Origin of the sequence: Nostoc sp. CHAB 5836, from assembly GCF_020829445.1 — a bacterium.
In the GTDB taxonomy this organism is placed as follows: Bacteria; Cyanobacteriota; Cyanobacteriia; order Cyanobacteriales; family Nostocaceae; genus Nostoc.
This window is the reverse complement of the sequence record NZ_JAIVFV010000088.1, coordinates 1-26,898: the sequence shown is the minus strand read 5'-3', so window position 1 is coordinate 26,898 and position 26,898 is coordinate 1. Positions and strand designations below refer to the sequence as shown.

At 43.2% G+C, this 26,898-nt stretch carries 17 protein-coding genes and 1 pseudogene; 10 read left to right on the top strand and 8 right to left on the bottom strand.

The annotated features are described in order from the left end of the window. Positions 1-383 precede the first annotated feature (383 nt). Positions 384-1,439 carry a tRNA 2-thiouridine(34) synthase MnmA gene (gene mnmA, locus LC605_RS18200; RefSeq protein ID WP_229548920.1) on the bottom strand — a complete coding sequence of 352 codons (1,056 nt, stop codon included), beginning with the start codon at positions 1,437-1,439 and terminating at the stop codon, positions 384-386. 421 nt (positions 1,440-1,860) lie between these two features. On the opposite strand from mnmA, the gene LC605_RS18195 reads away from it, so the two are divergent. From LC605_RS18195 to LC605_RS18170, 6 genes and pseudogenes are all read left to right on the top strand, one after another. Continuing rightward, positions 1,861-2,694 (top strand): hypothetical protein, encoded by an 834-nt coding sequence (locus LC605_RS18195; protein WP_229548919.1) that lies wholly within the window; start codon positions 1,861-1,863, stop codon positions 2,692-2,694. Positions 2,695-2,787: 93 nt separating this feature from the next. Continuing rightward, entirely contained in the window at positions 2,788-4,425 is a 1,638-nt protein-coding gene (locus LC605_RS18190; RefSeq protein WP_229548923.1) for an NAD(P)H-hydrate dehydratase, read from the top strand. A gap of 450 nt (positions 4,426-4,875) precedes the next feature. Next, positions 4,876-10,236, top strand: coding sequence for a translocation/assembly module TamB domain-containing protein (locus tag LC605_RS18185; protein WP_229548922.1), 5,361 nt, complete (start codon positions 4,876-4,878; stop codon positions 10,234-10,236). Between the two features lie 276 nt (positions 10,237-10,512). Beyond that, on the top strand, positions 10,513-10,755 hold the full coding sequence (locus LC605_RS18180) for a hypothetical protein (protein WP_229548918.1): 243 nt from the start codon (positions 10,513-10,515) through the stop codon (positions 10,753-10,755). 397 nt (positions 10,756-11,152) lie between these two features. After that, positions 11,153-12,415 (top strand): HhoA/HhoB/HtrA family serine endopeptidase, encoded by a 1,263-nt coding sequence (locus tag LC605_RS18175; protein ID WP_229548917.1) that lies wholly within the window; start codon positions 11,153-11,155, stop codon positions 12,413-12,415. 318 nt (positions 12,416-12,733) lie between these two features. Next, positions 12,734-13,252: pseudogene (locus tag LC605_RS18170) on the top strand (M23 family metallopeptidase); the annotation flags it as partial. A gap of 544 nt (positions 13,253-13,796) precedes the next feature. On the opposite strand, the gene LC605_RS18165 reads toward LC605_RS18170, so the two are convergent. From LC605_RS18165 to LC605_RS18145, 5 genes are all read right to left on the bottom strand, one after another. After that, the gene (locus LC605_RS18165) at positions 13,797-14,636 is read right to left on the bottom strand and encodes a cyanophycinase (RefSeq protein WP_229548916.1); all 840 of its coding nucleotides are present in this window, start codon (positions 14,634-14,636) and stop codon (positions 13,797-13,799) included. Between the two features lie 69 nt (positions 14,637-14,705). Further along, positions 14,706-14,879 carry a hypothetical protein gene (locus LC605_RS18160; RefSeq protein ID WP_229548915.1) on the bottom strand — a complete coding sequence of 58 codons (174 nt, stop codon included), beginning with the start codon at positions 14,877-14,879 and terminating at the stop codon, positions 14,706-14,708. Positions 14,880-15,154: 275 nt separating this feature from the next. Continuing rightward, positions 15,155-15,358, bottom strand: a complete 204-nt coding sequence (locus LC605_RS18155) for a hypothetical protein (RefSeq protein WP_229548914.1) — start codon at positions 15,356-15,358, stop codon at positions 15,155-15,157. A gap of 152 nt (positions 15,359-15,510) precedes the next feature. Further along, positions 15,511-17,196, bottom strand: coding sequence for a dihydroxy-acid dehydratase (ilvD, locus tag LC605_RS18150; protein WP_229548913.1), 1,686 nt, complete (start codon positions 17,194-17,196; stop codon positions 15,511-15,513). Between the two features lie 541 nt (positions 17,197-17,737). Continuing rightward, positions 17,738-18,529: a calcium-binding protein gene (locus LC605_RS18145; protein WP_229548912.1), complete on the bottom strand. Its 792-nt coding sequence runs from the start codon at positions 18,527-18,529 to the stop codon at positions 17,738-17,740. A 1,333-nt stretch (positions 18,530-19,862) separates the two neighbouring features. On the opposite strand from LC605_RS18145, the gene LC605_RS18140 reads away from it, so the two are divergent. Further along, positions 19,863-21,770 (top strand): heavy metal translocating P-type ATPase, encoded by a 1,908-nt coding sequence (locus LC605_RS18140; RefSeq protein ID WP_229548911.1) that lies wholly within the window; start codon positions 19,863-19,865, stop codon positions 21,768-21,770. Positions 21,771-22,006: 236 nt separating this feature from the next. Here the strand turns inward: LC605_RS18140 and LC605_RS18135 are convergent, their stop codons facing one another. After that, on the bottom strand, positions 22,007-22,585 hold the full coding sequence (locus tag LC605_RS18135) for a PadR family transcriptional regulator (RefSeq protein WP_229548910.1): 579 nt from the start codon (positions 22,583-22,585) through the stop codon (positions 22,007-22,009). A 275-nt stretch (positions 22,586-22,860) separates the two neighbouring features. Between LC605_RS18135 and LC605_RS18130 the strand changes: the two genes are divergently transcribed. Beyond that, positions 22,861-23,361, top strand: a complete 501-nt coding sequence (locus LC605_RS18130; RefSeq protein ID WP_306426870.1) for a hypothetical protein — start codon at positions 22,861-22,863, stop codon at positions 23,359-23,361. A 263-nt stretch (positions 23,362-23,624) separates the two neighbouring features. Further along, entirely contained in the window at positions 23,625-24,665 is a 1,041-nt protein-coding gene (locus LC605_RS18125; protein WP_229548909.1) for a DNA polymerase III subunit delta', read from the top strand. Positions 24,666-24,753: 88 nt separating this feature from the next. On the opposite strand, the gene LC605_RS18120 is transcribed toward LC605_RS18125, so the two are convergent. After that, entirely contained in the window at positions 24,754-24,987 is a 234-nt protein-coding gene (locus tag LC605_RS18120) for a hypothetical protein (RefSeq protein WP_229548908.1), read from the bottom strand. A 452-nt stretch (positions 24,988-25,439) separates the two neighbouring features. Here LC605_RS18120 and LC605_RS18115 point away from each other — a divergent pair, with 452 nt between their 5' ends. Next, positions 25,440-26,633, top strand: a complete 1,194-nt coding sequence (locus LC605_RS18115) for a Coenzyme F420 hydrogenase/dehydrogenase, beta subunit C-terminal domain (protein ID WP_229548907.1) — start codon at positions 25,440-25,442, stop codon at positions 26,631-26,633. The last annotated feature ends 265 nt before the right edge of the window (positions 26,634-26,898 follow it).

Sequence of the window (26,898 nt, the reverse complement as noted above, 5' to 3'; positions counted from 1 at the left end):
TTTACCACCTGTTATTACTAAAAATAATATTGTTCTTAAAATAAACAATAAAAACTTATCACTGACTCTTGCTTCCGTAGCTAATTAATCCTTTTCTGGCTTTTCATCACTTTTTCAGCAAGCCCTAAGTAGAGCGACGCAAATAAAGCTAACTGGCTAAGGCTGTCATTTGTCATTTGTCCTTCGTCATTTGTAATGGTTTAAGGTGTATTTACGTTTCGTAACATAGTTTGGTTTATTCTTGCCGACTTACTTAATTAAAAATATAGCGGTTCTCGGTCTATTAGACCTCTCCAGAAATTAAATATGCGTTACCCAGAACCCTTGTAGAGACGTAGCAGTGCTACGTCAAAACAATTCATTTTCACTCCTATGTCTGATGTTCAACTAAACTGTTCAATAATTCCGCCACCCAAGACTTTTTCCCCGTCGTACCACACCGCAGCTTGTCCGGGGGTGATGCTGAATTGGGGTTCATCAAACACCAAACGCACACGGGAATTTTCCAAAGGAATCACGGTCACTGGTGTAGGGGTTGAACGATAGCGAATTTGCACTTCGACATGAATGGGGGTTGATGGTTCAGCAATAGAAACCCAATTTACCCGACCCGCAGTGCATTCCGGCTGAGTTACCTGAGTGCGATCGCCTACTACTACCTGATTATTTTTCGCATCTAATTCAATCACATAAAGCGGTTCAGCAGCAGCAATCCCTAAACCTTTGCGCTGTCCAATGGTGTAGTGATGGACACCATCATGCTGTCCCAAAACTTTGCCTGTGATATCTACAATATCGCCTGTTTTGGGAGCTAAATATTTATCCAAAAATGCCCGCATGGAACCGTTGCTTTCCACTAAGCACAAGTCTTGACTTTCTGGTTTGTCAGCAGTTTTCAGTCCGTATTCAGTAGCGATGCGGCGGGTGTCAGTTTTTTCTAGTTCGCCCAGAGGGAATATAGTTGCTGCAAGTAAATCTTGAGACAAATCATAAAGAAAGTATGACTGATCTTTGTTGCGGTCAACAGCTCTTAATAATTGGTAACGTCCAGTTGCTTCGTCATAGTTAATTCGGGCATAATGACCAGTGGCAATGCGATCGCATCCCAATTGTTCATGAGCATACTGCACCATTGGCCCAAACTTCACCGTTTTATTGCATTGAGAGCAAGGCAAAGGCGTGATCCCAGCGCTGTAACCTGTTACCAAATAATCAACAATATGCGTCTGAAAGACATCTCGAATATCTACGATTTTATGGGGAATGCCCAATTGTTCACAGATATCAGCCGCGTCGATCATACCTTCAGAGCAACATTGACCTTTGCCTTTCATTAGCCAAAGAGTCAAACCAATTACTTCATAGCCCTGATGGTGGAGGATGGCTGCGGCGGTGGAACTGTCAACGCCACCAGAAAGGCCAACGACGACTTTTTTCATACAAAGCACGACACGATATGCGTGGTTGTCCGATTCTAGCACAGACTCTTTCATTGCCTTGCTATCAAAGCACTTCAGTTTTAAACTTAGGACTTACGCAAAATCATGAAAAAACGAACCGCAGAGGACGCAAAGGAGAGGCAGCGCGGTCTTGGGGGTTTCCCCCATGAGCGACTGCCGTCACAAAGGAATAAGAGTTTTAGAGAGTTATTGCGTAAGTCCTACAGCAGTGTATAGTTGCTACAACGGTGAACTAAATTAGTTCCTGATGGAAATTGCCTAAAAATACTTTGACTACTTTCTAACTACTATGTCGAGAGGAATACCAAGTCAATTTATCCCATTTAAGATACTACGCCGAAGTTCTGATAGTTGCAAGCCCACTATTAGACTTCTCTGTTTGTTGCTGGGAGGATGGTTAGTGCTGATTACCGACTCTATGCCTGTACAAGCACAAATCCACAATAGCAAAGTGCTACTGGCTCAACAAGAAGTTGAAACTTTACCGTTACCACCAATTCCCTTTGGTCAACAGCCATCACCGCAGTTACAACCAGGTCAATCAGAGGAGTTCAGTCAACCGGAACTGAATTTTCAGCCATCTCAACCAGTAGAAGACAATCAATTTGAGCCGAATTTTCAGCCATCTCAACCAGTACAAGATAATCAATTTGAGCAGAATTTTCAGCCCTCTCAACCTTCAGAGTTTAGTCAATATAACCAGAACTTTGAGCGTTACTTAGTTTACGTTGATGGTAGTGATTTCCAGACGCTGCAAGAAATACGTCGGATTGAACCTACTGCTTACGTTCGCCAGTACCAAGGACGGAATGTAATTCAGTCAGGAGTTTTTAATAGAGTATCTAACGCTCAACAACGGGTGAGTGAGCTACAATCACGAGGCATATATAGCGCCCGGATTATCAGTTTCGCTAACGTACAGCAAATAGATGCAGGCAATGGAGGCTTTGTAAGCGATCGCAGTAACAGAAATTTTACCAGACAATCCTCTAGATATTATGTTGCCATTCCCACTACTTCCGAAGAGTTATCTGCGATCGCATCACAAGTTAGGCAGAATCTCGCTCGATTTAGCCAAGATTTAGGCCGTTCTGGCGGAGTCCTGGAAAGAACGCAACCAAGAGGGCCACACGTCGCAGTCGGGCCTTTCTCTAATCGATTCCAAGCTGAGGAATGGAATAAGTATCTGCGAAATGTCGGATACCGTAATGCCAGGGTTTATTACGGGAAGTAAAACAGGATTTACGCCAAATAATGAAAAAACGAACCGCGAAGACGCAAAGGACACAGAGAGAAGAAAGAAATGATAACTCAGCACTCAGGACTGATGCAAAATAGACAAGAACTAATTTCGCAAGTGGTAGTGACTGCTGGACAGATGCGCGATATTGAAAAGCGGATCTTTGCAGTGGGAATGCCTGTAGTCGCTTTGATGGAAAAGGTGGCGGGATTAATTGCCCGTCGCATTCTAGAAATTCTCTCAACTCCCCTTCAAAAGGCTTACTCTGTTCCTGCAAATACCCCCTTCAAAAGGGAGTCGCCACAGGGGGGAGGTTCTCGTGTCGGAATTCTTGTCGGCCCCGGTCATAATGGTGGCGATGCTTTAGTAGTAGCCCGTGAATTACACTTTCGCGGGTATGAAGTTTGGATTTATTCTCCTTTCTCTAAGCTCAAAGAATTAACTTCGCAGCACTTGCAATATACCCAGAGTTTGGGCATTCCAATTTATCAAACAATTGACCAACTACCAAATTCTGATTTGTTGATTGATGGGTTGTTTGGGTTTGGTTTGGAAAGAAACCTTACTGATTCCATCGCCTCTGCAATTAATCAGTTAAATGAATTGTCTATACCGATTTATAGTATCGATTTACCTTCAGGTTTACACACCGACACAGGCGAAGTATTAGGAACTGCCATTCGCGCCACTCACACATTTTGTTTAGGTTTATGGAAACTAGCTTTTTTCCAAGATCAGGCGTTGGAATATCTCGGTAAAGCTGAGTTAATCGATTTTGATATTCCTTTAGCTGATGTCGAAGCTGTTCTCAAAGATGTACCCAGGATTAAACGCATTACACCAGCAACAGCACTTGCTACTTTACCCCTACCCCGTCCAGCACTCACTCACAAATATAAAGAAGGACATTTACTGCTGATTTGCGGTTCGCGGCGCTATGCAGGTGGAGCAATTTTAACTGGTTTGGGCGCTAGAGCGAGTGGTGTGGGGATGCTTTCCATTGGCGTACCCGAATCGCTGAAATCTCTTTTAGTGTCACACTTACCAGAAGCGCTAATTGTCGGTTGGAAAGAAACAGAAACTGGAGCCATCGCCCAATTGCAATTTCCCGAAAAAACCGATCTGAGTTCCTTCAATACGATCGCTTGTGGCCCCGGTTTAACACGAGATGCGACTCCCATTGTACAAGAGGTGATCAACAGCGATCGCCCTCTGATTCTCGATGCCGATGGTTTAAATATTTTGGCAGAAATGGGAGCGATCGCCACGTTAAAAAAACGTCAAGCAGTAACCGTACTCACACCCCACACTGGCGAATTCCAGCGATTGTTTCCTGATGTCGCCGATGCCAAAAATCACAGGGTGAAAGCAGTACAGGAAGCAGCCGCGCAAAGTGGAGCCATAGTGTTGTTGAAAGGGGCGAGAACTGCGATCGCAACCCCCGAAGGTGGCGTTTGGATTGTTCCTGAAAGCACACCCGCCTTAGCGCGTGGTGGTAGCGGCGACGTATTAACTGGGCTACTGGGTGGATTGTTGGCGCAAGCAACAACTAAACAGATTCCCGTAGAAAATATTGTAGCAACTGCCGCTTGGTGGCATTCACAAGCAGGTATTTTAGCAGCCCAAGAGCGTACCGAATTGGGTGTAGATGCCTTTACATTGACACAATATTTGATGAAAGTTCTAAGTAAAAGACTTCCAAATAAAAAAATAATCAACTACTGATTGTAGGGTGGGCGTTTTGCCATTGGTGTCAACTTCAGCGAGAAATGGCTTATCTGTTGGCTGCACCACCCACCTGGAACTAAAGTTCCAGGCTAATAGTTAAAGTCATCTAAAAGATGACTAAAGATTTTTGGGAATATTTAGTCATCTTTAGATGACTTTTGCTATTAGTAAGGAACTTCAGTTCCTTGCGGGACATAACTTTTACGTTAAGTTGACACCAATGGCGACACGAGCGCCTTAGCACAAGGGCGCTTTGGTTAAGGATTTTTGGTACTGATTTTAAATTTTTACGTCAAGCGGTAGACCCCAACTAATTCAAAAGTCTGCTGCAAAGTTGTTGCGTAAGTCCTAATATTGTGAAACCATAGCTTGTGACTTGCTGATACAACTGCAATTAGCCGAGAAATAGGCTAGTTGCAGAAAAAAGTACTGGTACTGGTAACGATAATGACGCGATCGCCAAATTCAGAAAATAACCAGAAACCATCTAATCGTCGTCTCTGGCTCCTGCTTTTAGGACGTACCAGTTTAGCTCTCGGTGGGGTTTTACTGGTTGGAATTGCATTTGGTGCTTGGTGGGCTAGAAACTATGTATATAAAGATTTAGCACCCCTAGTGCAGCAAAATCTTCAGCAATTGCTTGGGCGACCTGTAAAAGTAGGGAATGTTGAACGTTTTTCCCTTTCTAGTCTGAGATTTAGCTCTCTATCGATACCAGCAACTCCCACTGATCAAGATCAGGTGACAGCAAAAGCTTTAGAGGTGCAGTTCTCGCCGTTGCAACTTCTCCTGAGCCGAAAACTGGCGTTAAATGTCACCTTAGTTCAACCCAATGTCTACATTCAACAGGATAAAGATGGTCGTTGGGTGACAGCCCAAGTTAAGGCTGGGGAAGGACAAGGTTTTATTCAAACTGAGTTGCAGACACTTCAAATTCAAGATGGTGATGTCGAGTTGATGGCATTCGCCGCAGCAACAAAACCGAAAGGCTCTGTAATATTAGATCAGTTTGGTGGTGTTGCCCGATTTTCAGAGCAAAATCAAAGGATTAGTTATGACATCAATGGTCAACTTACTAGGGGAGGTGCTGTTAAAGTTGTTGGGGAAACACAACTAAAAACTCAACAAACTAGCCTCCAGCTTTCAGCACAAAATTTACAAGCATCAGATGTCACTCGATTAATTCAGTTACCCATCGCTTTGCAAGCAGGATATTTAAATGCTGACTTAGGGATTCAGATTCCACCCAAATTGTCAGACATCGCAATTACAGGAACGGCTACAGCTAATCAAGTTACTGCGAAAATTCCAAATATTCCCCAGCCGATTTCTAATTTCAATGGGAGATTTATATTTCAGGGTCAGACAGTTGCTTTAGATAATTTGAGTACGAACATTGGCCAAGTTCCCATTCTGGCTAATGGAACAATTAATACTCAAACAGGTTTTAATGTCTCTGCTCAAATCAAACCAGTTAGTGCCAAAAATATTTTAGACACGCTGAATGTAAATTCGCCAGTCCCAGCTAGTGGCGAAGTTCAAGCAAATATTCAGGTAGGCGGCGCACTTGCACAACCAGTCCTTAGCGGTACAGTCAGCAACACAAAACCGATTCAAGTTGATCGTGTTCAATTTCAAACCATCAATAGTGATTTTCGGTTGAATGTCTCTCAAACTGCATCTCAACTTACTGTTTCCAATCTGAAAATAGTCCCCGCAGCAGGTGGTCAAATTATCGGCGGCGGTCAAGCTAATGTGGGAGCCAAAGATCAGGTAATATTTAATGCTCAAGCTGATGGAATATCAGGGGATATATTAGCACGCAGCTATGGCGTTACTCTACCGATCGCAGTTGGGAATATTTCAGCAAAAGCCCAAATTTCTGGCTCCCTTGGCAAACAGCCCTTGAACCTTGATATTTCCAGCGTTCAAGTAACACCGCCAGCCGGGGGGAAAATCACAGCCAATGGTCAAATTCAACTGGCTCCTCAAGGTCAGGTAGGAGTGGATATTCAAGCTCAAGGTATACCAGGAAATGCGATCGCTCAAGGTTACGGTATTTCAACTCCAATTAATATAGGTGGTATATCTGCAAACGCTAAAGTTTCTGGTTCCCTCGGTAAACCCTTAAACGTTAATGTTGCTCGCTCTCAAGCAAATCCAGAGGTGGGAGGACAAATAACAGCTAGCGGTCAAGTTCAGCTTGCACCCCAAGGTAGGGTAGCGTTAAATGTCCAAGCACAAAATTTACCAGGGGATGCGATCGCCCAAGCGTACAATTCCTCACCTTCGATCACCATTGGCAATGTATCAGCAAATGCCAATATTTCTGGCACTCTGAGCAATCTTCAAACAGTAGCACGGGTGCAAGCGCCTATTGCCACCTATCCCACTACCGGACGAGTTGTTGTTACCAAGCAAGGAGAAAATATCCTTTTCCCCGATGCGGTTTTGAATGTGGCAGGTGGTACAATCAGAGCCAGAGGTCAACTTGCACAACAACGCTGGCAAGGAGTTGTCAACACTTCTCAAATTCAACTCAACCGTTTCTCACCACAACTGCGAGGACGACTTAATAGCAATATTCAGTTATCAGGTACAACAAAATCTTTCCAGCTTGCAGATATTCGCGCCGCCGGACAAATCCGCCTATCCCAAGGGGTAGCCCTGCTGGCAAAACCACTCACCGCTCAATTTCAGTGGAATGGACAGCAGATTATAGTAGAAAACGCAAGTACCCCAGGATTGAGTGCTAATGGTGCGATCGCTATTCAGTTTCCACCAACTGGCGCACCCGAAATTGCCGGATTTAATTTAAATGTACTGGCACAGAATTTCAACTTACAAAATACTGGTTTTCAAGTTCCTGGTGATGTAGCGGTAGCGGGGTTACTGGATTTTAATGGACAAGTTACAGGCACTTTAAATGTACCTCAAGCTAATGGCAATATCCGGCTGCGGAATTTCAATGTGAGTAACTTGGCATTTGACCCACTTTTAACCGGAAACGTCAATTTTCAAGGGGGACAAGGAGCAAGTCTGCAATTAGCTGGGAAGCAAGATCGAATTGCACTTAACTTAGGTGCAGATTACCGTCCTACTTCATTTTTAGTTCGCCGTGATGGCGCAGTTACCACAGGTAGAACTGAAGGAGATAACTTGCTCATCAACGCGCAACAGTTTCCCATCGCTGTTGTTGGGGGCTTTTTACCGAATAATCAACTGAAACCACTGGCGGGGCAATTATCGGGAAATTTAGTTGTTAATCTAAATAATTATGCCATTGCCGGGGATGTGGCGATCGCCGGGCCTCGGATTGCGAGAGTTGCAGCAGATGAATTTCGCGGCAGCATCAATTATGCTGATGGTACTGCTAGCTTGGCTAATGGTCAATTGCGCATTGGCGATGATAACATCGCTCTCAGTGGAAATGTGCAAACAGGGAATGACCCGGAATTTCAATTTCAAGCTAATTTTGGCGAAACCAGAATCGAGAGACTTTTACAAGCGTTTAATATCTTCGACTTTCAAGACCTTAGTACCGGGTTGCAGCCTCCAACTTTAGCTGGAGCAGAGGTACTTCAAACTGAGTCTATCAGTTTGCCCGATGCAGATTTGAAAACACAGTTAGCATATTTCTCAAAAATTACAACATCCATCGCAAAACAACAGCAAGTAGAGAGAAAAGAAACCCCATCTTTACCCACCCTTGCAGAATTAACAGGTGCTTTGAGCGGAGCAATTACAGCTAATGGCTCGTTAAAATCTGGGTTGAATGTCGGCTTTAATTTTCAAGGTGCAAATTGGCAATGGGGTGAATACTCCATCAATCAAGTCCTTGCTCAAGGCACTTTCGCCGATGGTATCGTCACACTTTCGCCCTTGAGTGTTGGGATCAATCAGGGAATAGTGGCGTTTTCAGGACAGTTAGGAACTGAGCAACTATCTGGAAAGTTGAATGTAGCAAGTTTACCCATATCACTTTTAGAGCCTTTGATCGCCAAATATCCCATCGATATCACTGGTAATGTAAATGCTGATGCCACATTAGCAGGTAGTTTACAAGACCCCAGTGTTCGCGGGGAAGTGACCCTAGCCAATGCGACTCTTAACAAACAACCTGTGCAAACAGGACAAGTGAACTTTGATTACAACAACGCTCGTTTGAATTTTGATAGTACCTTATTAGTGACAGGAACGCAACCAGTTGCCATTACAGGTAGTGTACCTGCTCCTTTGCCTTTTGCCGAAGTGCAACCGGATAGCAATCAAATCAGCATCAACGCCAATGTGCAAAATGAAGGATTGGCACTGTTAAACCTGTTTACCAACAATCAAGTCGCTTGGGTAGATGGTCAAGGGAAAGTAGATTTAAACGTTCAAGGTACTTTAAACGAACCAATTATCAACGGAAATGCCACACTTAATAATGCAACTTTTCGCGCTCAAGCCTTATCTGAACCCCTAACCAATGTCACCGGAACAGCGCAATTTAATGGTAATACTGTGAGTGTTGAAAGCATTCAAGGTAATTACAATCAAGGGAAAGTAAATGTATCAGGTATCCTGCCGATTTTTGATTCTCAGCAAGGAGCATCAAATCCTCTGACAGTATCAATAGCAGACAAACTCAATTTTGAAATTGCAGGACTATATGAAGGTGGTGTTGGCGGCGATATCGTAATTAGCGGAACAGCGTTAAAACCTGTAATTGGCGGAGATATTCAACTGAGTGATGGTCAAGTAATTATTGGAAACTCGGCTACTGCTGAGAAAAAATCAGCAGCCACAGCAGAGGCTAACGCTAACGTTATAAATAGAGAAGAGGTTAACGCTAACGTCACACCTACACCAGAAAATAGTCCTAACCCAGTAGTCACACGAGACGTAAGCACTAACGCAGTAACTCCACCCAATTTACCTATAGAGTTTGCAAATTTAAAATTGGCTTTAAACGACGACGTTCGTGTTACCAGTCAGTCCCTACTGGACTTTGTACCAGGAGGAGCCGCATTTAGCCAGCCGATATTGAGCTTTGACGCCAAAGGCGACTTGACCATTAATGGGACATTAGCCAAGCCACTTCCTGAAGGAGTCATTCGTTTGACAGGAGGAGGAGTGAGCTTATTTTCCACACAGTTCACCCTAGCGCGGGGCTATGAACACACTGCGCGGTTTATTCCAAGTCTTGGACTTGACCCGACTTTAGATGTCCGACTGATTGCAATTGTACCGGAAGCATCAGCAATAAACAGTCGAATTTTGGAATCACCACTATCTGCTGAAGTCAGCGATGCTTCTGTAAATAACTTTGGGACTTTACGTAGCGTTCGCGTTCAAGCCAGAGTGAACGGCCCAGCTAGTGAATTAGGCGACAATCTAGAACTGACCAGTGAACCCAACCGTAGTCGGGGAGAAATAGTTGCGCTGCTAGGTGGCTCAATTCTGAATTCCTTCGGTCAAACAGATGCAACCCAAGGGCTGACTAATTTCGCTAGTTCCACTATTTTAGGTGGTTTACAAGGAACTATCACTGCGATCGGACAGGCTATTGGTTTCAGTGAGTTTCGGATATTTCCTACTCCATCTACCAATGAAGCAACGAGAACTTCAGTTCTGAATTTATCAGCAGAAGGTGTGTTTGACATTAATAGAAATTTTTCTGCCTCTTTATCACGTCCTCTTTCTAGCGATGAGTCTTTCCTTTATAATGTCCTCTATCGAGTCAACGATGAAATTCTCATGCGAGGCTCAACTAATTTAGGGGATGAAAATAGATTTCTAGTTGAGTATGAAACCCGATTTTAGTCAATAGATATAGGAGTGAAAAAGTAGAGACGTAGCACTGCTACCTCTCTATAAGGCAATACGGTTCAGTTAAGCATTTCTTTCTTCTCTTCGCGTCCTTGGCGTCCTTCTCCCAAGGGGAGACGCTACGCGATGGCGGTTCGTAAAAAAAATTGACTTTGGCAAAGAATTTTAGCCTTAACTGAACCGTATTGCTCTATAAGGGTTCTGGGTAACGCATATTTAATTTCAGCAACCCCTATTTACTCTTTCTCTTCCTTTGCGCTCTTCTCTACAATGGCATTGTTAGTTGACACAATGGTATTGTTAGTTGACACAATGGCATTGTTAGTTGACACAATGGCATTGTTAGTTGACACAATGGCATTGTTAGCCGGCACAATGGCATTGTTAGTTGACACAATGGCATTGTTAGTTGACACAATGGCATTGTTAGAGTGCAATACGCTTGGGTTAAGGCTAAAACTCTTTGTTAAAGTCAATTTTTTTAACGAACCGCCATCGCGCAGCGTCTCGTAAGAGTTGGACGCCTTCGCGCAGCGTCTCGTAAGAGTTGGACGCAAAGAGAAGAAAGAAATGCTTAAGTAAGTTGGCGCGAAAAAATCAAAGTATGTTACGAAACGTAAATAGCCTTAAAATCTTTACTAGTGACCAATGACAAAGGACAAATGACAGCCTTAGCCAGTTAGCTTTAATTGCGCCGACCTACTTAACTGAACTGTATTGGTCTAAAGACGACTTTCGCGATAAGAGAGGTGAATTCATTCTGAGGCGGGCTAGATGAAAATGAAATAGCCCTGGGGATGAGATAAGCAAAATACCAAACATTTCACAATTAGGCAATACTTCTGCAACAAAACTCCCATAAATAATATCTACAATTATTAATACATCTAAAATATGCTTCCAGACAGCAATGCAAAACGAATCTCGTGACACAGAACACCCATTAAATAAAATTTTACATAACACTGGTGATACTAAACACCATAATCGAGCGCCCTGGAAAAAGGCTGCCGCCTCTTTATCGTTGGTGCTGCTGGGATCAGGGATGACATTGGCAGGCGGTTATATAGCTGGACATTCTCGGCAGGTATCTGAGAGTGTATCTAATTTGACAGTGAATCGAGTCAATGCTGCTCCTCCATTACCAGTTGCCACAGATCCTAACTTTGTTATCCAAGTGGTGCAAAAGGTCGGGCCAGCAGTAGTGCGGATTAACTCTTCCCGAACGGTAAGAACGCGAATACCAGATGAATTTAACGATCCGTTTTTTCGCCGCTTTTTTGGTTCACAACTACCACAATCACAAGAAAGAGTAGAACGGGGTACCGGTTCAGGTTTTATCATTAGTGCTGATGGTCGTATTCTCACCAACGCCCACGTTGTCGATGGTGCTGATACGGTGACAGTAACACTCAAAGATGGGCGCACCTTGCAAGGTAAGGTGTTAGGAAAAGATGAATTAACCGATGTCGCTGTTGTCAAGATTCAGGCAGAGAATTTACCTTCAGTAGCCTTGGGTAACTCAGATCAACTCCAACCGGGAGAATCGGCGATCGCGATCGGTAACCCCCTTGGACTAGATAATACAGTAACTACCGGAATCATCAGTGCTACCGGACGCAGTAGCAATCTAATTGGCGCTTCCGATAAGCGAGTAGAGTACATTCAAACTGATGCAGCAATTAATCCCGGTAACTCCGGCGGGCCCCTGCTAAATTCCCGTGGCCAGGTAATTGGCATGAATACAGCCATTATCCAAGGGGCACAAGGATTAGGCTTTGCTATTCCCATTAACACAGCACAACGTATTTCCAGTCAATTAATAGCTACAGGCAAAGTAGAACATCCTTATCTGGGAATTCAGATGGTAGGCTTAACGCCTCAGCTAAAACAAAGTATCAACTCAGATCCCAATAGCCGTTTCAGTGTGGATGAAGATAAAGGTGTATTAGTTGTGACAGTTATGCCAAACTCACCAGCTGCCAAAGCCGGGATACGTGCTGGCGATGTGATCCAAAAGCTTGGCAATCAAGTAGTCACGGATGCCACCAGTGTTCAAAAGGCAGTAGAAAATAGCCAAGTCGGGAGCGATTTACCTATGGAATTACGTCGCAATGGCCAGAATCTTAACGTAGCTGTGCAACCTGGTGCTTTCCCCACACAAGTACAATAATCGCTATAGCGACCCGTTTTGAGCGATTTTTGAGTAGTAAATGAGTACTCGTGAACTACCCCGCCGTAGGACGGACGTAGCTTTATCTCCTCCCGAAAAGCGGGGAGGGGATTAAGGAGTGGGGTGCAATGACTGTGAGAATCATAACTGCTATAATTATGCGGACATGATATTAGGTCAGTGTTGGGATATTTTTTTATTTGGAAGTACCTAATTTATTTTTTGCAAATCCCTAATTTCCCGATATTTGCCAAGTCAGCTTGAAACAACAAATAATCAGAAAATGTCTGAATTATTGTTTTAATAGACTTGCAACTTATGAAAAAAGCTATCGTTTATCGATACCGTACTTATGGACTAGTTGGCTTAATATCCTTAACTACTGTATTAAGTACAGCTACATCTGCCCTAACACAGTTAGCAGACGATTCTTCAATTCGGCAAATTCCTACCCCTGCTTCTAAATTAATCTGGCCGACTCAAGGCTTTATCTCTCAAGGCTTCCGCAAATATCAACATGAAGGAATTGATATTGCAGGGGCTTCTGGAACTCCTATTGTTGCGGCTGCATCTGGTACAGTTGTAAAAGTAGGTTGGGATAATTGGGGATTAGGAAATGCCATAACTATTAAACATCTCGACGGCAGCGTTACAGTTTATGGTCACAATCGCCGTTTATTGGTGAGCAAGAGTCAACAGGTCATTCAAGGTCAAATTATTGCTGAGATGGGATCTACAGGCAATAGTACAGCACCTCATCTGCACTTTCAAGTTCATCCAAATGGTCGAATAGCAGTTGACCCCCTTCGTCTATTGACATCCTTAACTGCAAGTAAGTAGAGCGACGCAAATAAAGCTAACTGGCTAAGGCTGTCATTTGTCATTTGTCCTTCGTCATTTGTAAGGGTTTAAGGTGTATTTACGTTTCTTAACATAGTTTGGTTTATTCTTGCCGACTTACTTATTACCTGTGGTTTTGATAACTCGAACCGCTTAGTCTCGTCACCCGCAGTAGCAAAGCAAGTTTCACCTTCACAGGCAATTCCAATAGATAATGTGTAGGTTGGGTTGAGGAACGAAACCCAACCGAAGAGCGGGGTTTGTTGGGTTTCGCATTGCGCTCAACCCAACCTACAAATATTAAAAACCTACGCAGTATTGAGAGATATATAATTTTCACAAATGATTTAGGACTGCTATATAAGGAGCTACTAAGTACGTTGGTGCGAAAAAAGTCAAGTATGTTACGAAACGTAAATAAGCTTAAAACCTTTACTAATGACAAATGACCAATGACAAATGACAGCCTTACCCAGTTAACTTTAATTGCGCCAACCTACTTACACAACCTTAAGAGAAAATCAAGGGTTTCTGCTAAAAGTTAGGTGTTGATTGAAGCAACTGCTACAGAGCCATTATTTAGGATAGGCTGGCGGGTTTTCAAATCAAATTTGAACCCATGTGGCAAAATATGAAGCTTTGCTCCGCAAATTGCCAAAGACTCATCCTTCAAAATTTCGCCCATATTGTTATATGTAGCCTCTGATTCATCAACAATCGTAACCGCACCTTCACCAATCACTTCAATTTGGTTATCTGTCACTACCATAGCGGTATTTTCGTCAATACCAAATCCCAAGACAGCAGGCTGTAATATCAAAGCTGAAACTAAGCGTCCCAAGCGTCCACGCTGAGAAAAATGCTGGTCAATTACTACCCCAGGTAGGAAGCCTAGACCGGGGCCCATTTCAACAGTTTCAATGCGAGGATGTGTCTGCGAATCACCTTCCACGATCATTTGATCTGGCATCACAGCAGCTCCGGCACTTGTACCTGCGATAACTATACCTTCAGAGAAGCGTTTGTGAATTGCCACATCGATTTCGGTGTCCTTGAGGATGTTGGTGATTCGAGCTTGATCTCCTCCAGTAAAAAATACCCCAGTTGCTTTATTAATAGCTTCCAATGCGGTAGATGAAGATGCATCTTCACGGGTTTCTGTATCAATAATCCGAACATTTTCGGCTCCCAGACGCTCAAACACTCTGATATAATTTTCTCCCACTTCTCTTGGTAGTTCTGTCGCCGCCGTCATAATCACAATATATGCCTTTGTACCCCCAGCGCGTCGTACAAAGTCCCGCAAAATTTGGCAATCTCCTTCTTTGTCTTCGGCTCCTCCAATAATTAGCAACTGCCGTTTGATATTACTTGCCACCATGATCATGCCTCCTGATTTAAGTTTTTGTCATTTGTCATTTGTCATTGGTCATTTGTCATTTGTCATTTGTCATTTGTCATTGGTCATTAGTAAGGGTTTTTTCGCACCAACGTATTTAGAACCTATGACATCAACTGCCTCTAGAGGTATTTTCCAGAGGCATTGTTGGCTATGTTGCAAATTGCCGATTGGAGATTTATCGGGCGATCGCGAGTAATTGGTATTAACTCTAACTGGGTGCATTTAAGTAAGTTGGCAAGAATAAACCAAACTATATTACGAAACGTAAATACATTTTAAACACTTATAAATCAATACGCTTGGGTTAAGGATTTTCTGGAGAACCATAGGCCTGTAGAGACGTTGCATTGCAACGTCTCTACACTGTCCACTGGACAAGGGTTTTAGTCTGATCGCAAGCGTATTGACTTATAAATGACGAAGGACAAATGACAAATGACAGCCTTAGCTAGTTAGCTTTATTTGCGTCGCTCTACTTAGATATTTGATGGAAAGTCTTAATGAATCCGACTTCTGTAAAGCAAATTAGTTAAGAAAAAACGTGCTTGTTCTAATGGGAGATGCCTGGGTTTGCCTTGGTAGACAATTTGATACTCATTCATGTCTGCGCCATCACCATGCCCAGAGATCAGCTTTTGGTGAAAAGCTTCCTCAGCAAGTTCTCGAATTTCGTCTCTTGGAGCAGGTTGTGTGCTATTCATACTTTGCTCTCTTTTTAATACCTCACATCTACTTATACAAATTTTTGAGTGAGTGTTGCACCATTCAAAAGTTATATCTTTGATTATTGCTTGAAGTGAACTACCCCAACCTAAGACGGACGGGGCTTGAAGATGGGGAGTTTTGCGATCCGTTAAAACAAATCCAAATCTGTCACGGCCCCAAGACTGCTAGAAGATACTAATTTAGCATATTTCGCCAACACGCCTTTAGTGTAACGTGGAGCGAGAGGTTGCCAATTGGCGCGACGACGGATCAATTCTTCTTCCGATATATTCAACTGCAATAAACGAGCAGGTGCATCAATCGTAATACTATCGCCTTCTTCTACAAGAGCGATCGCACCACCCACTGCTGCTTCTGGGGCCACATGACCAACTACCATGCCATAAGTACCACCAGAAAAGCGGCCATCGGTAATTAATCCCACCGCATCACCCAAACCAGCACCGATAATTGCTGAGGTGGGAGCCAACATTTCTCGCATTCCAGGGCCGCCTTTAGGCCCTTCGTAGCGGATGACGAGAATATCACCAGCTTGAATTTTACCCGCCAAAATTGCATCTAAAGAGGCTTCTTCCGATTCAAACACCCTTGCGGGGCCGGTAATGACTGGTTTTTTCACGCCGGTAATTTTAGCGACAGCCCCTTCTATTGCCAGATTACCTCTAAGGATAGCTAAGTGTCCTTGAGGATACATTGGGTTATTCCAAGTCCGAATCACATCTTGATTGGCAGATGGTTCTTCTGGGATGTCTGCTAATATCTCTGCAATGGTTTGGCCGCTGATTGTAATGCTATCGCCATGTAGTAAATCATGTGCAAGTAGCATTTTCATGACTTGGGGAATACCACCAGCTTTGTGCAAATCTGTAGCGACATATTTACCACTTGGTTTTAAATCACACAAAACGGGAACACGGGCGCGGATTGTTTCAAAGTCATCCAGGGTTAACTCGACATTAGCAGCACTGGCGATCGCTAAAAAATGCAATACTGCATTGGTCGAACCACCCACTGCCATAATCACAGAGATGGCATTCTCGATAGATTTGCGGGTGATAATTTGCCGGGGTAAGATTTGTTTGCGAATCGCTTCGACTAACACAAAGGCTGATTTTTCGGTGCTGTCGGCTTTTTCGGCATCTTCGGCTGCCATTGTCGAAGAATAGGGTAAACTCATTCCCAGGGCTTCAAATGCTGAAGACATGGTGTTAGCTGTAAACATTCCCCCACAGGAACCAGCGCCAGGACAAGCCCGACTTTCAACTTCTAATAATTCTTTTTCGTCAATTTTTCCAGCACTGTATTGACCAACAGCTTCAAAAGAACTGACAACAGTTAAATCGCGTCCGTTATAGTGACCTGGTTTAATTGTGCCACCGTAAACGAATATTGCCGGGATATTCATCCGGGCGATCGCTAACATTGCTCCTGGCATATTCTTATCACAGCCACCAATGGCTAGCACACCATCCATACTTTGTCCAGTGCAGGCGGTTTCAATAGAATCAGCTATAACTTCCCGCGACACTAGGGAATATTTCATCCCTTCAGTTCCCATCGAAATCCCATCGCTGATGGTAATTGTGCCGAACATTTGCGGCATCGCCCCGGCAGTTTTAACGGCAACTTCTGCCCTTTGTGCCAGTTGATTGATTCCCATATTACAGGGAGTGATGGTGCTGTAACCGTTAGCAATGCCCACAATGGCTTTATTGAAATCTTCATCTTTAAAACCAACTGCCCGCAGCATAGCTCGATTTGGCGATCGCTGCACTCCTTGCGTCACAATTTGGCTTCTCAAATTCTCCGACATCTTTTTTCTTCCCTGGCATCATCGCAACTGTTGCGATTATATTATCTGATTTTCTCATGGATACGCGGTGCGATCAAATAACTATAAAAGGGAGAGGCAAGCTCAACTTACCTCTCCCCTCGACTATTCAATTATCAGAATTCTGCCTTATAGCGGTTCTCAATTGCATGGAATACAGACCTAACAAGAACAGCCCCAACCCTTGTAGCATTGGGCAGTAAGACTCAAAGCCTCTCTCCTTTTAGGAGAGAGGTTTGGAGAGAGGTCAAACTGTATTGCATCCAAAGGAAAAGCGCTATATTTTCAAGTCAGGTCTATTAGACATTTGGTGAAATTAAATATGCGTTACCCAGAACCCTTGTAGAGACGTAAGTACGTTGGTGCGAAAAAAGCCAACTATGCTACGAAACGTAAATAAGTTTAAAACCCTTACTATTGACAAATGACAAATGACAGCCTTAGCCAGTTAACTTTAATTGCGCCGACCTACTTAGCACTGCTACGTCAAAACAATTCTTTTTCACTCCTATGTCTATATAAATTAAAGGATAATGTCGCTTTCGGGATTTCCTGTTGCCACGAATAGTGCTGGCGTTCCTTGGAGCTGAATCTCAAGGTCAGCGGCAAAATCGAAATCGGTATTACCGCTAAGAATACCTTCTGCATACCTAACCTGACCAACTGCGGAGAATGGGGCAGCCCCAATGTAAGTGAAGGCTTGGTTATCAGCTAGAAAGGGGTTGGCATCAATGGTAGATAGATCGATTTGATCGCCTGCAAAGATACCGTTTCCAACAAAGTCAGTGATAACATCTCGCAACAAACCAGGTTGACTCTCAGAAACTAAGTCGAAATCGAAAACATCGTTGCCAGCATCCCCATACAGAGTATCAGTCCCAGCGTCTCCTAAGAGGGTATCATTACCAGCGTCTCCTAAGAGGGTATCATTGCCAGCTTCTCCTAAGAGAATATCGTTGCCAGCTTCTCCTAAGAGAATATCGTTGCCATCACCCCCTAAGATGCCATCGTCGCCAGCGTCTCCGAAGAGGGTATCATTGCCAGCCTCTCCTAAGAGGGTATCGTCGCCAGCGTCTCCGAAGAGGGTATCATTGCCATCACCCCCTAAGATGCCATCGTCGCCAGCGTCTCCGAAGAGGGCATCATTGCCATCACCCCCTAAGATGCCATCGTCGCCAGCCTCTCCGAAGAGGGTATCATTGCCAGCCTCTCCGAAGAGGGTATCATTGCCAGCCTCTCCGAAGAGCCTATCGTCGCCAGCCTCTCCGAAGAGGATATCGTTGCCAGCACTACCTAAGACGTTTAAAGTTGCCATAATGAGTTTTTGCTTAACTTAGAGGTTAAAAAAATTCCCTCATCACTTCCCCATCAGAAAACGGCGTTGCTGATTAAAAGTATGAATTTGGTTTCCTCCAAAGGCGCAAAGTAAACAGTTTCAAACATGAAATTTTACGCCGTGTGCGATGTGCCACTTTCTCTCAAACCTAACCCTCAACCCCAACCCTTATATCGTTCTGACAATTCACGTTATGTGGAAAAGTCCACCAAAAACCTAACCCCCTAGCCCCCTTCCCGCATCGGAAAGGGGGAAATTCAAAGTCTCTCTCCTTAAAGGAAGAGAGAAATAGAAGTGAGGTTTTCCAGATGACCTGAATTGTTAGTATAACTTTGGGGAGTAAGAATCAAAGCTTCTCAGGACTGGGGGGAGAGGAATGGAAGCGGGGTTCCAATAAGAACTTGCACATCCCGTAATTTTTGAATTTCACACTTTCATTCAGCAACACCGAGAACACAAGGTGGAGAAATAACGAGTGGAGGACATAACTGAACCACACCTGATTAGAATAGGTGTTCGCTGTTAAGTCTGAAGACTTGAGAAGCACTGGATGTACTGATGATATTTGCATCAAGATCGTGCTAATAGTCATCATAATCACTAATATCATACTACCCTCAAGTGTTTTTTTTCTATCTATTAACAAAGGATAATTAATCCTCTTTTATTACTCTCGACAGATAAAAATCTGAAACCTTTATTTAGATAGAGTTTATTTTGCCTATTAAGATTTATTTGGTGGTTTCTATAGTTATGTATAAGTAAATTGGCAAGAATAAACCAAGCTATATTACGAAACGTAAATACACCTTAAACCCTTATAAATGATGAAGGACAAATGACAAATGACAGCCTTAGCCAGTTAGCTTTATTTGCGTCGCTCTACTTAAGTTAAAATGCTTGTTGAGCAGCGTCACAATTTGGCTTCTTAAATTCTCCGACATCTTTTTTCTTCCCTGGCATCATCGCAACTGTTGCGATTGTATTATCTGATTTTCTCATGGATACGCGGTGCAATCAAACATGAGTAAGCATTGGATGCAACACAGTTTGACCTCGCTTCCATTCCTCACTTCCTTTAAGGAGAGAGGCTTTGAATCTTACTCCCCTTCCCTTGTAGGGAAGGGGTTGGGGGTTAGGTCTGTATTGCAGGATTGGTAATTCTCTGAAGACGAATAAGACCGTCGTTGTGGTACTCGAAATTGGAAGCCCCTTTTTGCTTCGCTGAAAAACGGGTACTTCACCGCTAAACCTTGACATTAACATCAATGTCAAGGTTTAGCGTGAGAGAGTCCTTGTAAATTCACCTCTCATGCTCTACCCTCAACGTTTGGGCCAATTTACCAGAGAACACACAGATACCTTAGCTGCACTTTTGTGTGGCTTACTGCTATTTCTCGGATGGTTCGCTTTGCATCTCGGTTGGTTAGGATTGGCGTTTCTACTGCTACCTGCTGCTTATGTAATTGGTGGTTACGAAAGTGCGCGGGAGGGATTGACTACCCTTTTCAAAGAAAAGGAACTTGATGTAGATTTGCTGATGATTGTGGCGGCCATTGGTGCTGCTAGTCTCGGCTTATGGCGAGGAGAATATCATCTAATTGTTGATGGAGCAATTTTGATTCTGATCTTTGCCATCAGTGGCGCATTAGAAGGCTATGCAATGGCGCGAACTGAGCGGAGTATTCGTAGTTTGATGAGCCTGACACCAGATACAGCAAGGGTTTTGCTTCAGGGAAGGGAAGAGGAAATTCCTATCAGTCAGCTAAAAGTGGGTGATGAGATTGTCGTTAAGCCTGGAGAGCTAATTCCTACAGATGGAATTATTGTGTCTGGTTATAGCACCCTCAATCAAGCTGCAATTACAGGTGAGTCTTTACCTGTAGAGAAAACAGTCGGTGCAGAAGTATTTGCCGGCACACTCAACGGCTATGGTGCATTGCAGATTAAAGTACACAAACCAGCCCAAAGCAGTTTAATTGTGCGTGTGATTCGTTTGGTAGAACAAGCAAAGACTCAAGCACCTCCTTCGCAAGAGTTTACCCTTCGCTTTGAGAAAGGATATGCCAAAGTCATTGTAGTAGCTGGGATATTGCTGGCAACTTTACCGCCATTTCTTTGGGGTTGGGATTGGGAAACGACGATTTATCGCGCTCTTACTTTCCTTGTGGTGGCTTCTCCCTGTGCGCTGATGGCTGCAATTATGCCCACCCTGCTTTCGGGAATCGCTAATGGTGCAAGACAAGGAATTTTGTTTAAAAATGGGGCGCAGTTGGAGAAGATTGGCAAAGTCCGAGCGATCGCATTTGATAAAACTGGTACTCTCACAACCGGACAGTTGCAGGTATTTCAGGTAATTTCAGCTGGTAAATACACGCAAACAGATGTATTACAAACCGCAGCATCCGTAGAATCATCTTCCGAACATCCTATTGGTAAAGCAATTGTGCAGGCGGCTGGTGATTTAAATTGGGTTGGTGCAATGCAAGTACAAGCTAAACCTGGACAGGGGATTGTCGGAATCGCCCAAGAACAACAGGTAATTGTCGGGAATGCCGTTTTTGTACAGAAGTATGTGACAAATTTACCTGAAGAATTGCGAGAAATAGTTCCATCTTGGGAGCAAGAAGGTAAAACCGTTGTTTGGGTAGCACGGAAAGCAGAGGTGATGGGTGTAATTGCGATCGCAGATGAAGTAAGACCGCAAGCAGCTGCAACCATTACCCGGTTAAAGAAACTGGGAGTTGAGCAAATTGTCATGTTAACTGGGGATAATCAAGAAACTGCTCACAGTGTCGCCAAAGCAGTGGGAATTGATCGAGTGTATGCTCAACTTCTACCAGAAGATAAGCTAGATGTTATCCGTCGTCTACAGCAAGAACATCAAACTGTGGCAATGGTAGGCGATGGAATCAATGATGCACCAGCCTTAGCACAAGCATCTGTAGGTATTGCGATGGGTGTATCTGGTAGCGATGTGGCATTGGAAACCGCAGATATCGTACTGATGGCAGACAAGTTAGAAAAAATTGCTGTAGCGATACATTTGGGTAGGCGATCGCAACTTATAGTCAAACAAAATATAGTCGTAGCCTTGGGTTTCATTATGTTGCTTTTAGTGGGCAACTTTCTAGGAAATATTAACTTACCCATCGGCGTCATTGGCCATGAAGGTTCCACAGTGTTAGTTACCCTCAGTGGACTAAGATTGCTAAAATAATATAGGAAAAAGTAAGTAAGTTGGCAAGAATAAACCAAACTATATTACGAAACGTAAATACACCTTAAACCCTTATAAATGACGAAGGACAAATGACAAATGACAGCCTTAGCTAGTTAGCTTTATTTGTGTCGCTCTACTTAGTACAATGTCTAAACTAATTTTGAGGGTTTGTAGTAAGCACTAAAATGCTTAGAAAATAAGGACTGAAGTCCTTACTACCAACTTGCTTCCCGTCAATTTAAACTTGACAAACTAGTAGTAGAGCCAGGTAATGGCTTTTGGTGACTGATAAGTGCGATCGCTATCTTCAACCAATCAATATAAGTCTGTTCTCGTCGGATGACCAACTCCAGCACCAGTCTTTGCATCACTTGCTCACGGTTAGCAGATTCATCACCGAGTGATGGCAAATCGATGGTTTCACATTCAGCAAGCTTTTTGCTTCGAGTTGCCAATTGTTGCTCCAGTAGGTGAATGATGGTTTCATTGGACAACTGATCTGCAAAATGCAATTGGACTAGCATTGGTTCTCGCACAGTCGGTAAGGGCTGATGAATCCCAAGCCATCGGGCAAATTCGGCTTTTCCTGGCTCCGTCACACTATAAACTTTGCGATTGGGGCGATCGCGCTGAATCTCAATCGTACAGTTAATCCAGCCTTGCTCAACTAGCTTATCAAGAGTTCTGTAAATTTGTGCTTGGTCTGCTGGCCACAAATGGGCAATGCATTGATCAAAGCAGCTCGTTTTGAGGTCGTAGCCCGTCATTTCTTGCTGCTGAAGAAGACCTAAAATTACATATGCTAGCGACATTAAGACGGTTTTCCCATAATTGATATTTTCTCGATCGGTTCTACACTATAGACATAGGAGTGAAATTAAATATCCGTTACCCAGAACCCTTGTAGAGACGTAGCACTGCTACGTCAAAACAATTCGATGTCTACTATCTACTTCTTATAATTTTATGTTAATATAAGATTAATCTAATATGAGATATAACAATTATAAAAAGATGATGTCAACCATAATGCTTCTTAGCAAAGAAACCAAATACATAAAAAACTCCACACACAAGGACATGGAGAATGGGGAAGAGTTACCAATGCCCGATTCGCAATGCCTACAAATTATTTAAGCCATACAAGACTATTGTAAGGAAAGGATGGGTAACATTGACTTCTAACACACTTATAGAAAGAATACGTCAACATCAATATCTGCGTGATTTACGAAACAAATTACTCTACCTTCACAAGATGTTGTTGGAGACAGAACGCATTGCCTACGAACAGGTTAGTGGACGAGTATCAAGCGGAGAACTCCTTCAGCTCGTCATCGCTCATGAACAATTTGCTTGGCTACATCGCATTTCCGAAGTGGTTGTGCAAGTTGATCAAATGCTCGAAGCAGATGAACCGATATCCCTCGACGATTTCCAAAAGTTGATTAGTGATGTCCGCACGCTGATTGTACCGTTAGAGACAGGTAATACCTTTGAGAGAAAGTATTACGACGCTCTCCAGCGCGAACCTGGTGCTGTGTTGGCACACGCCGAGATATCCAGATTTCTCACCTTTAAGGTTTAAAGGTAACGTAAGTAGGTCGGCGCAATTAAAACTAACTGGCTAAGGCTGTCCTAAGTCAATTGGTCACTAGTAAAGATTTTAAGGCTATTTACGTTTCGTAACATACCTTGATTTTTTCGCGCCAACTTACGTATTTCCAACAAAGCTAAGTAGTTGGACAAAAACATTTACAGTCGTTGCGAAAGAGGTGAAGCAAAGTAATAATCACACCAAGTACAGATGCAGCATAAAATCGTGGTGAATTGAGGGTTGAAATTTAACTCATGATTAATGACCCATTTGCAGCACTTGTAGGACAACAGCAAGCCATAGAATTACTAACTCAGGCTGTCAAACAAAACCGGGTTCCTCCAGCTTACCTATTCGTGGGGCCAGATGGTGTAGGAAGGAGTTTAGCAGCCAGGTGTTTTGTAGAGTTGCTATTTTCTAGTGGGATGGGAATCACTGCGTCTTTACAAAACCGTTTACGTCAAGGGAACCACCCAGCTTTGTTGTGGGTACAACCAACCTACCAATACCAAGGACAACGATTAACAGCAGCAGAAGCAACCGAAAAAGGACTGAAGCGTAAAGCACCACCTGTAATTCGACTAGAGCAAATTCGGGAAATTACCCAGTTTCTAAGTCGTCCACCCTTAGAAGCGCCGAGGAATGTAGTAGTGGTGGAAGAAGCTCAAACAATGGCTGAAGCCGCAGCCAATGCTTTACTTAAAACCTTGGAAGAACCAGGACAGGCGACATTAATTTTAATTGCACCTATACCTGAGTCTGTGTTGCCGACTTTGGTATCACGCTGTCAACGCATTCCTTTTTATCGCTTAGATGCACAATCTTTAGCTGTTGTACTCACACAAACAGGTCATCAGGAAATTTTGCAAAATCAGGCAGTATTGAGCATAGCAGCTGGTAGTGCCGGAAGTGCGATCGCATCTTATGAGCAATTACAAGCTATTCCCCGTGAGTTACTCGAAGACTTGAAAAAAGCGCCTAAATCTTACCGTAACGCCTTAGAGTTAGCCAAGAAAATTGATAAGGATTTAGATACAGAAGCACAACTATGGTTAGTTGATTATCTTCAGCAATTTTACTGGCAGCAGTGGCATCAGCCTAGCATCATCAACCAGCTAGAACAAGCTCGTAAACACTTACTTGCTTACGCTCAACCCCGGCTAGTTTGGGAATGTCTGCTTTTAGCTATATATCAAAAATCAAATTCCATTTATCCTAATACAGTTCACTTAAGCATTTCTTTGTTCTCTTTCTTCTCTTTCTTTGCGTCCTTGGCGTCCTTGGCGGTTCGTTAAGAAAATTGACTTTGGCAAAGAGTTTTAGCCTTAACTGAACTGTATTGCCATTTATCCTAATTTAATTAATTCGTAGCGAAATAATTACCTATGACCAGTCTAATCCGTCTTCGGTATCTCCATGAAATTCAGTAATTTGAAAATCTTTTTCTGTTGATTGTTTTTGCCCAGAAAACATACCAAACCGGATTATCTGCTTTTTGGTTTGAGGTTTTTTGGCTTCTAGAAAAGTTACAATAACACGGCTTTCTGATACATCAGATGGTAACTCGGAAAGTTGTACTTTACCGTTCTTATACACTCCTTCAATTGATTGCAACATTAGTATTTACCAAATTTGTACTCATAATAAATTATAAAATTAATCTTTAAAAAGATGCCGATTTGCTTAAAAACATCAAATTTTTGGGCTGCACTGGCGCTAGCTGCTGCTGTACGTTACTTCCCGGTGTTCTTTCTGACAATTCAGGTCATGTGGAAAAGCTAACACGAAACCTAACCCCCCAGCCCCCAATCCTTGTAGGGTTGGGGGAGAACTCAAAGCCTCTCCCCTGCAAGGAGAGAGAAATAGAAGTGAGGTTTTCCAGATACCGTCAAAAGTTCAGATGTTCTTTGCTTATCTGCAAAAACACCCAGTACTAATGCTTTAACCCTAGCAACTCCTTCTTCTCTTGTCTGTCCATAAGTCAGCATATCAGAAATTTCTATCGTCAAGTTCATAGCCAGTGAAGGTATTGTAATAAAAGCGATTCCTGGATAAAACAAAAAGTTTATATGACCTCAGTTTCTCCTCACAAAAAAGCCAGAGCCTTAAAACCTACCAGCCGCCGCCCTGCGAAAGAACTGTGTAGCGAGTGCGGACTATGCGATACATATTATGTTCATTATGTCAAGGAAGCTTGCGCTTTTATTAATCAGCAAATAGGCGAACTTGAAGAAGAAACGCACAGGCGATCGCGCCATCTCGAAAATCCCGATGAACTCTATTTTGGTGTTCACCAAGACATGATAGCGGCGCGGAAACAGCAGCCCATTGAAGGCGCACAATGGACAGGTATTGTTAGCAGCATTGCCATTGAAATGCTCAATCGCGGCATAGTTGAAGGTGTCGTCTGTGTGCAAAATACCAAAGAAGACCGTTTTCAACCCATGCCCATCATTGCCCGCACTCCAGAAGAAATACTAGCAGCGCGGGTAAATAAACCAACACTTTCCCCAAACCTTTCCGTATTGGAACAGATAGAGAAATCGGGGATGAAACGGCTATTAGTAATTGGTGTCGGTTGCCAAATTCAGGCATTACGAGCCGTAGAAAAACAACTTGGTTTAGAAAAACTGTATGTTTTGGGTACACCCTGCGTAGACAATGTTAACCGCGCCGGACTACAAAAATTCCTAGAAACCACCAGCCGATCGCCTAATACAGTTGTGCATTACGAATTCATGCAAGACTTTCGGGTTCACTTCAAACATGAGGATGGCTCATCAGAAACTGTGCCTTTCTTTGGCTTGAAGACTAACCAACTCAAAGATGTTTTTGCCCCATCCTGTATGAGTTGCTTTGATTACGTCAACTCCCTAGCCGATTTAGTTGTTGGCTACATGGGCGCACCCTTCGGCTGGCAATGGATTGTAGTTAGAAATAACACAGGTAAGGAAATGCTGGATTTGGTAAAAGACCAGTTAGATACTCAACCAGTGACATCTAAAGGGAATCGGAAGGAAGCTGTACAGCAAAGTATTCCCGCTTACGATCAAGGCGTTACTCTCCCCATGTGGGCGGCAAAACTCATGGGTGTGGTAATCGAAAGAATCGGCCCCAAAGGTTTGGAATATGCGCGGTTTTCCATTGATTCTCACTTTACTCGGAATTATTTGTATGTGAAGCGAAATCATCCAGAGAAATTAGAAGCGCACGTTCCAGAGTTTGCCAAGCGCATTGTAGGGCAATATAAGTTACCAGAATAGTGTTTCCCGTTTTTGTAAAATATATCTGAGCCTGCTTTTACAAGCAGGCTTTTTTGTCTATTGGCAAACTTCTACTAAGTAGGGCTTGCTGAAAAAGTCAAATATGTTACGAAACGTAAATAAGCTTAAAACCTTTACTAACCCACATTCCGCACCCCTTACTGTCATAAGCGGTTATTACGGTAATAAATGAAAATCACAAGAATAAAATAATACATAAAAGGATATTTGAGGAATAAAAGTGGCACGAATCTTATTCTCAATA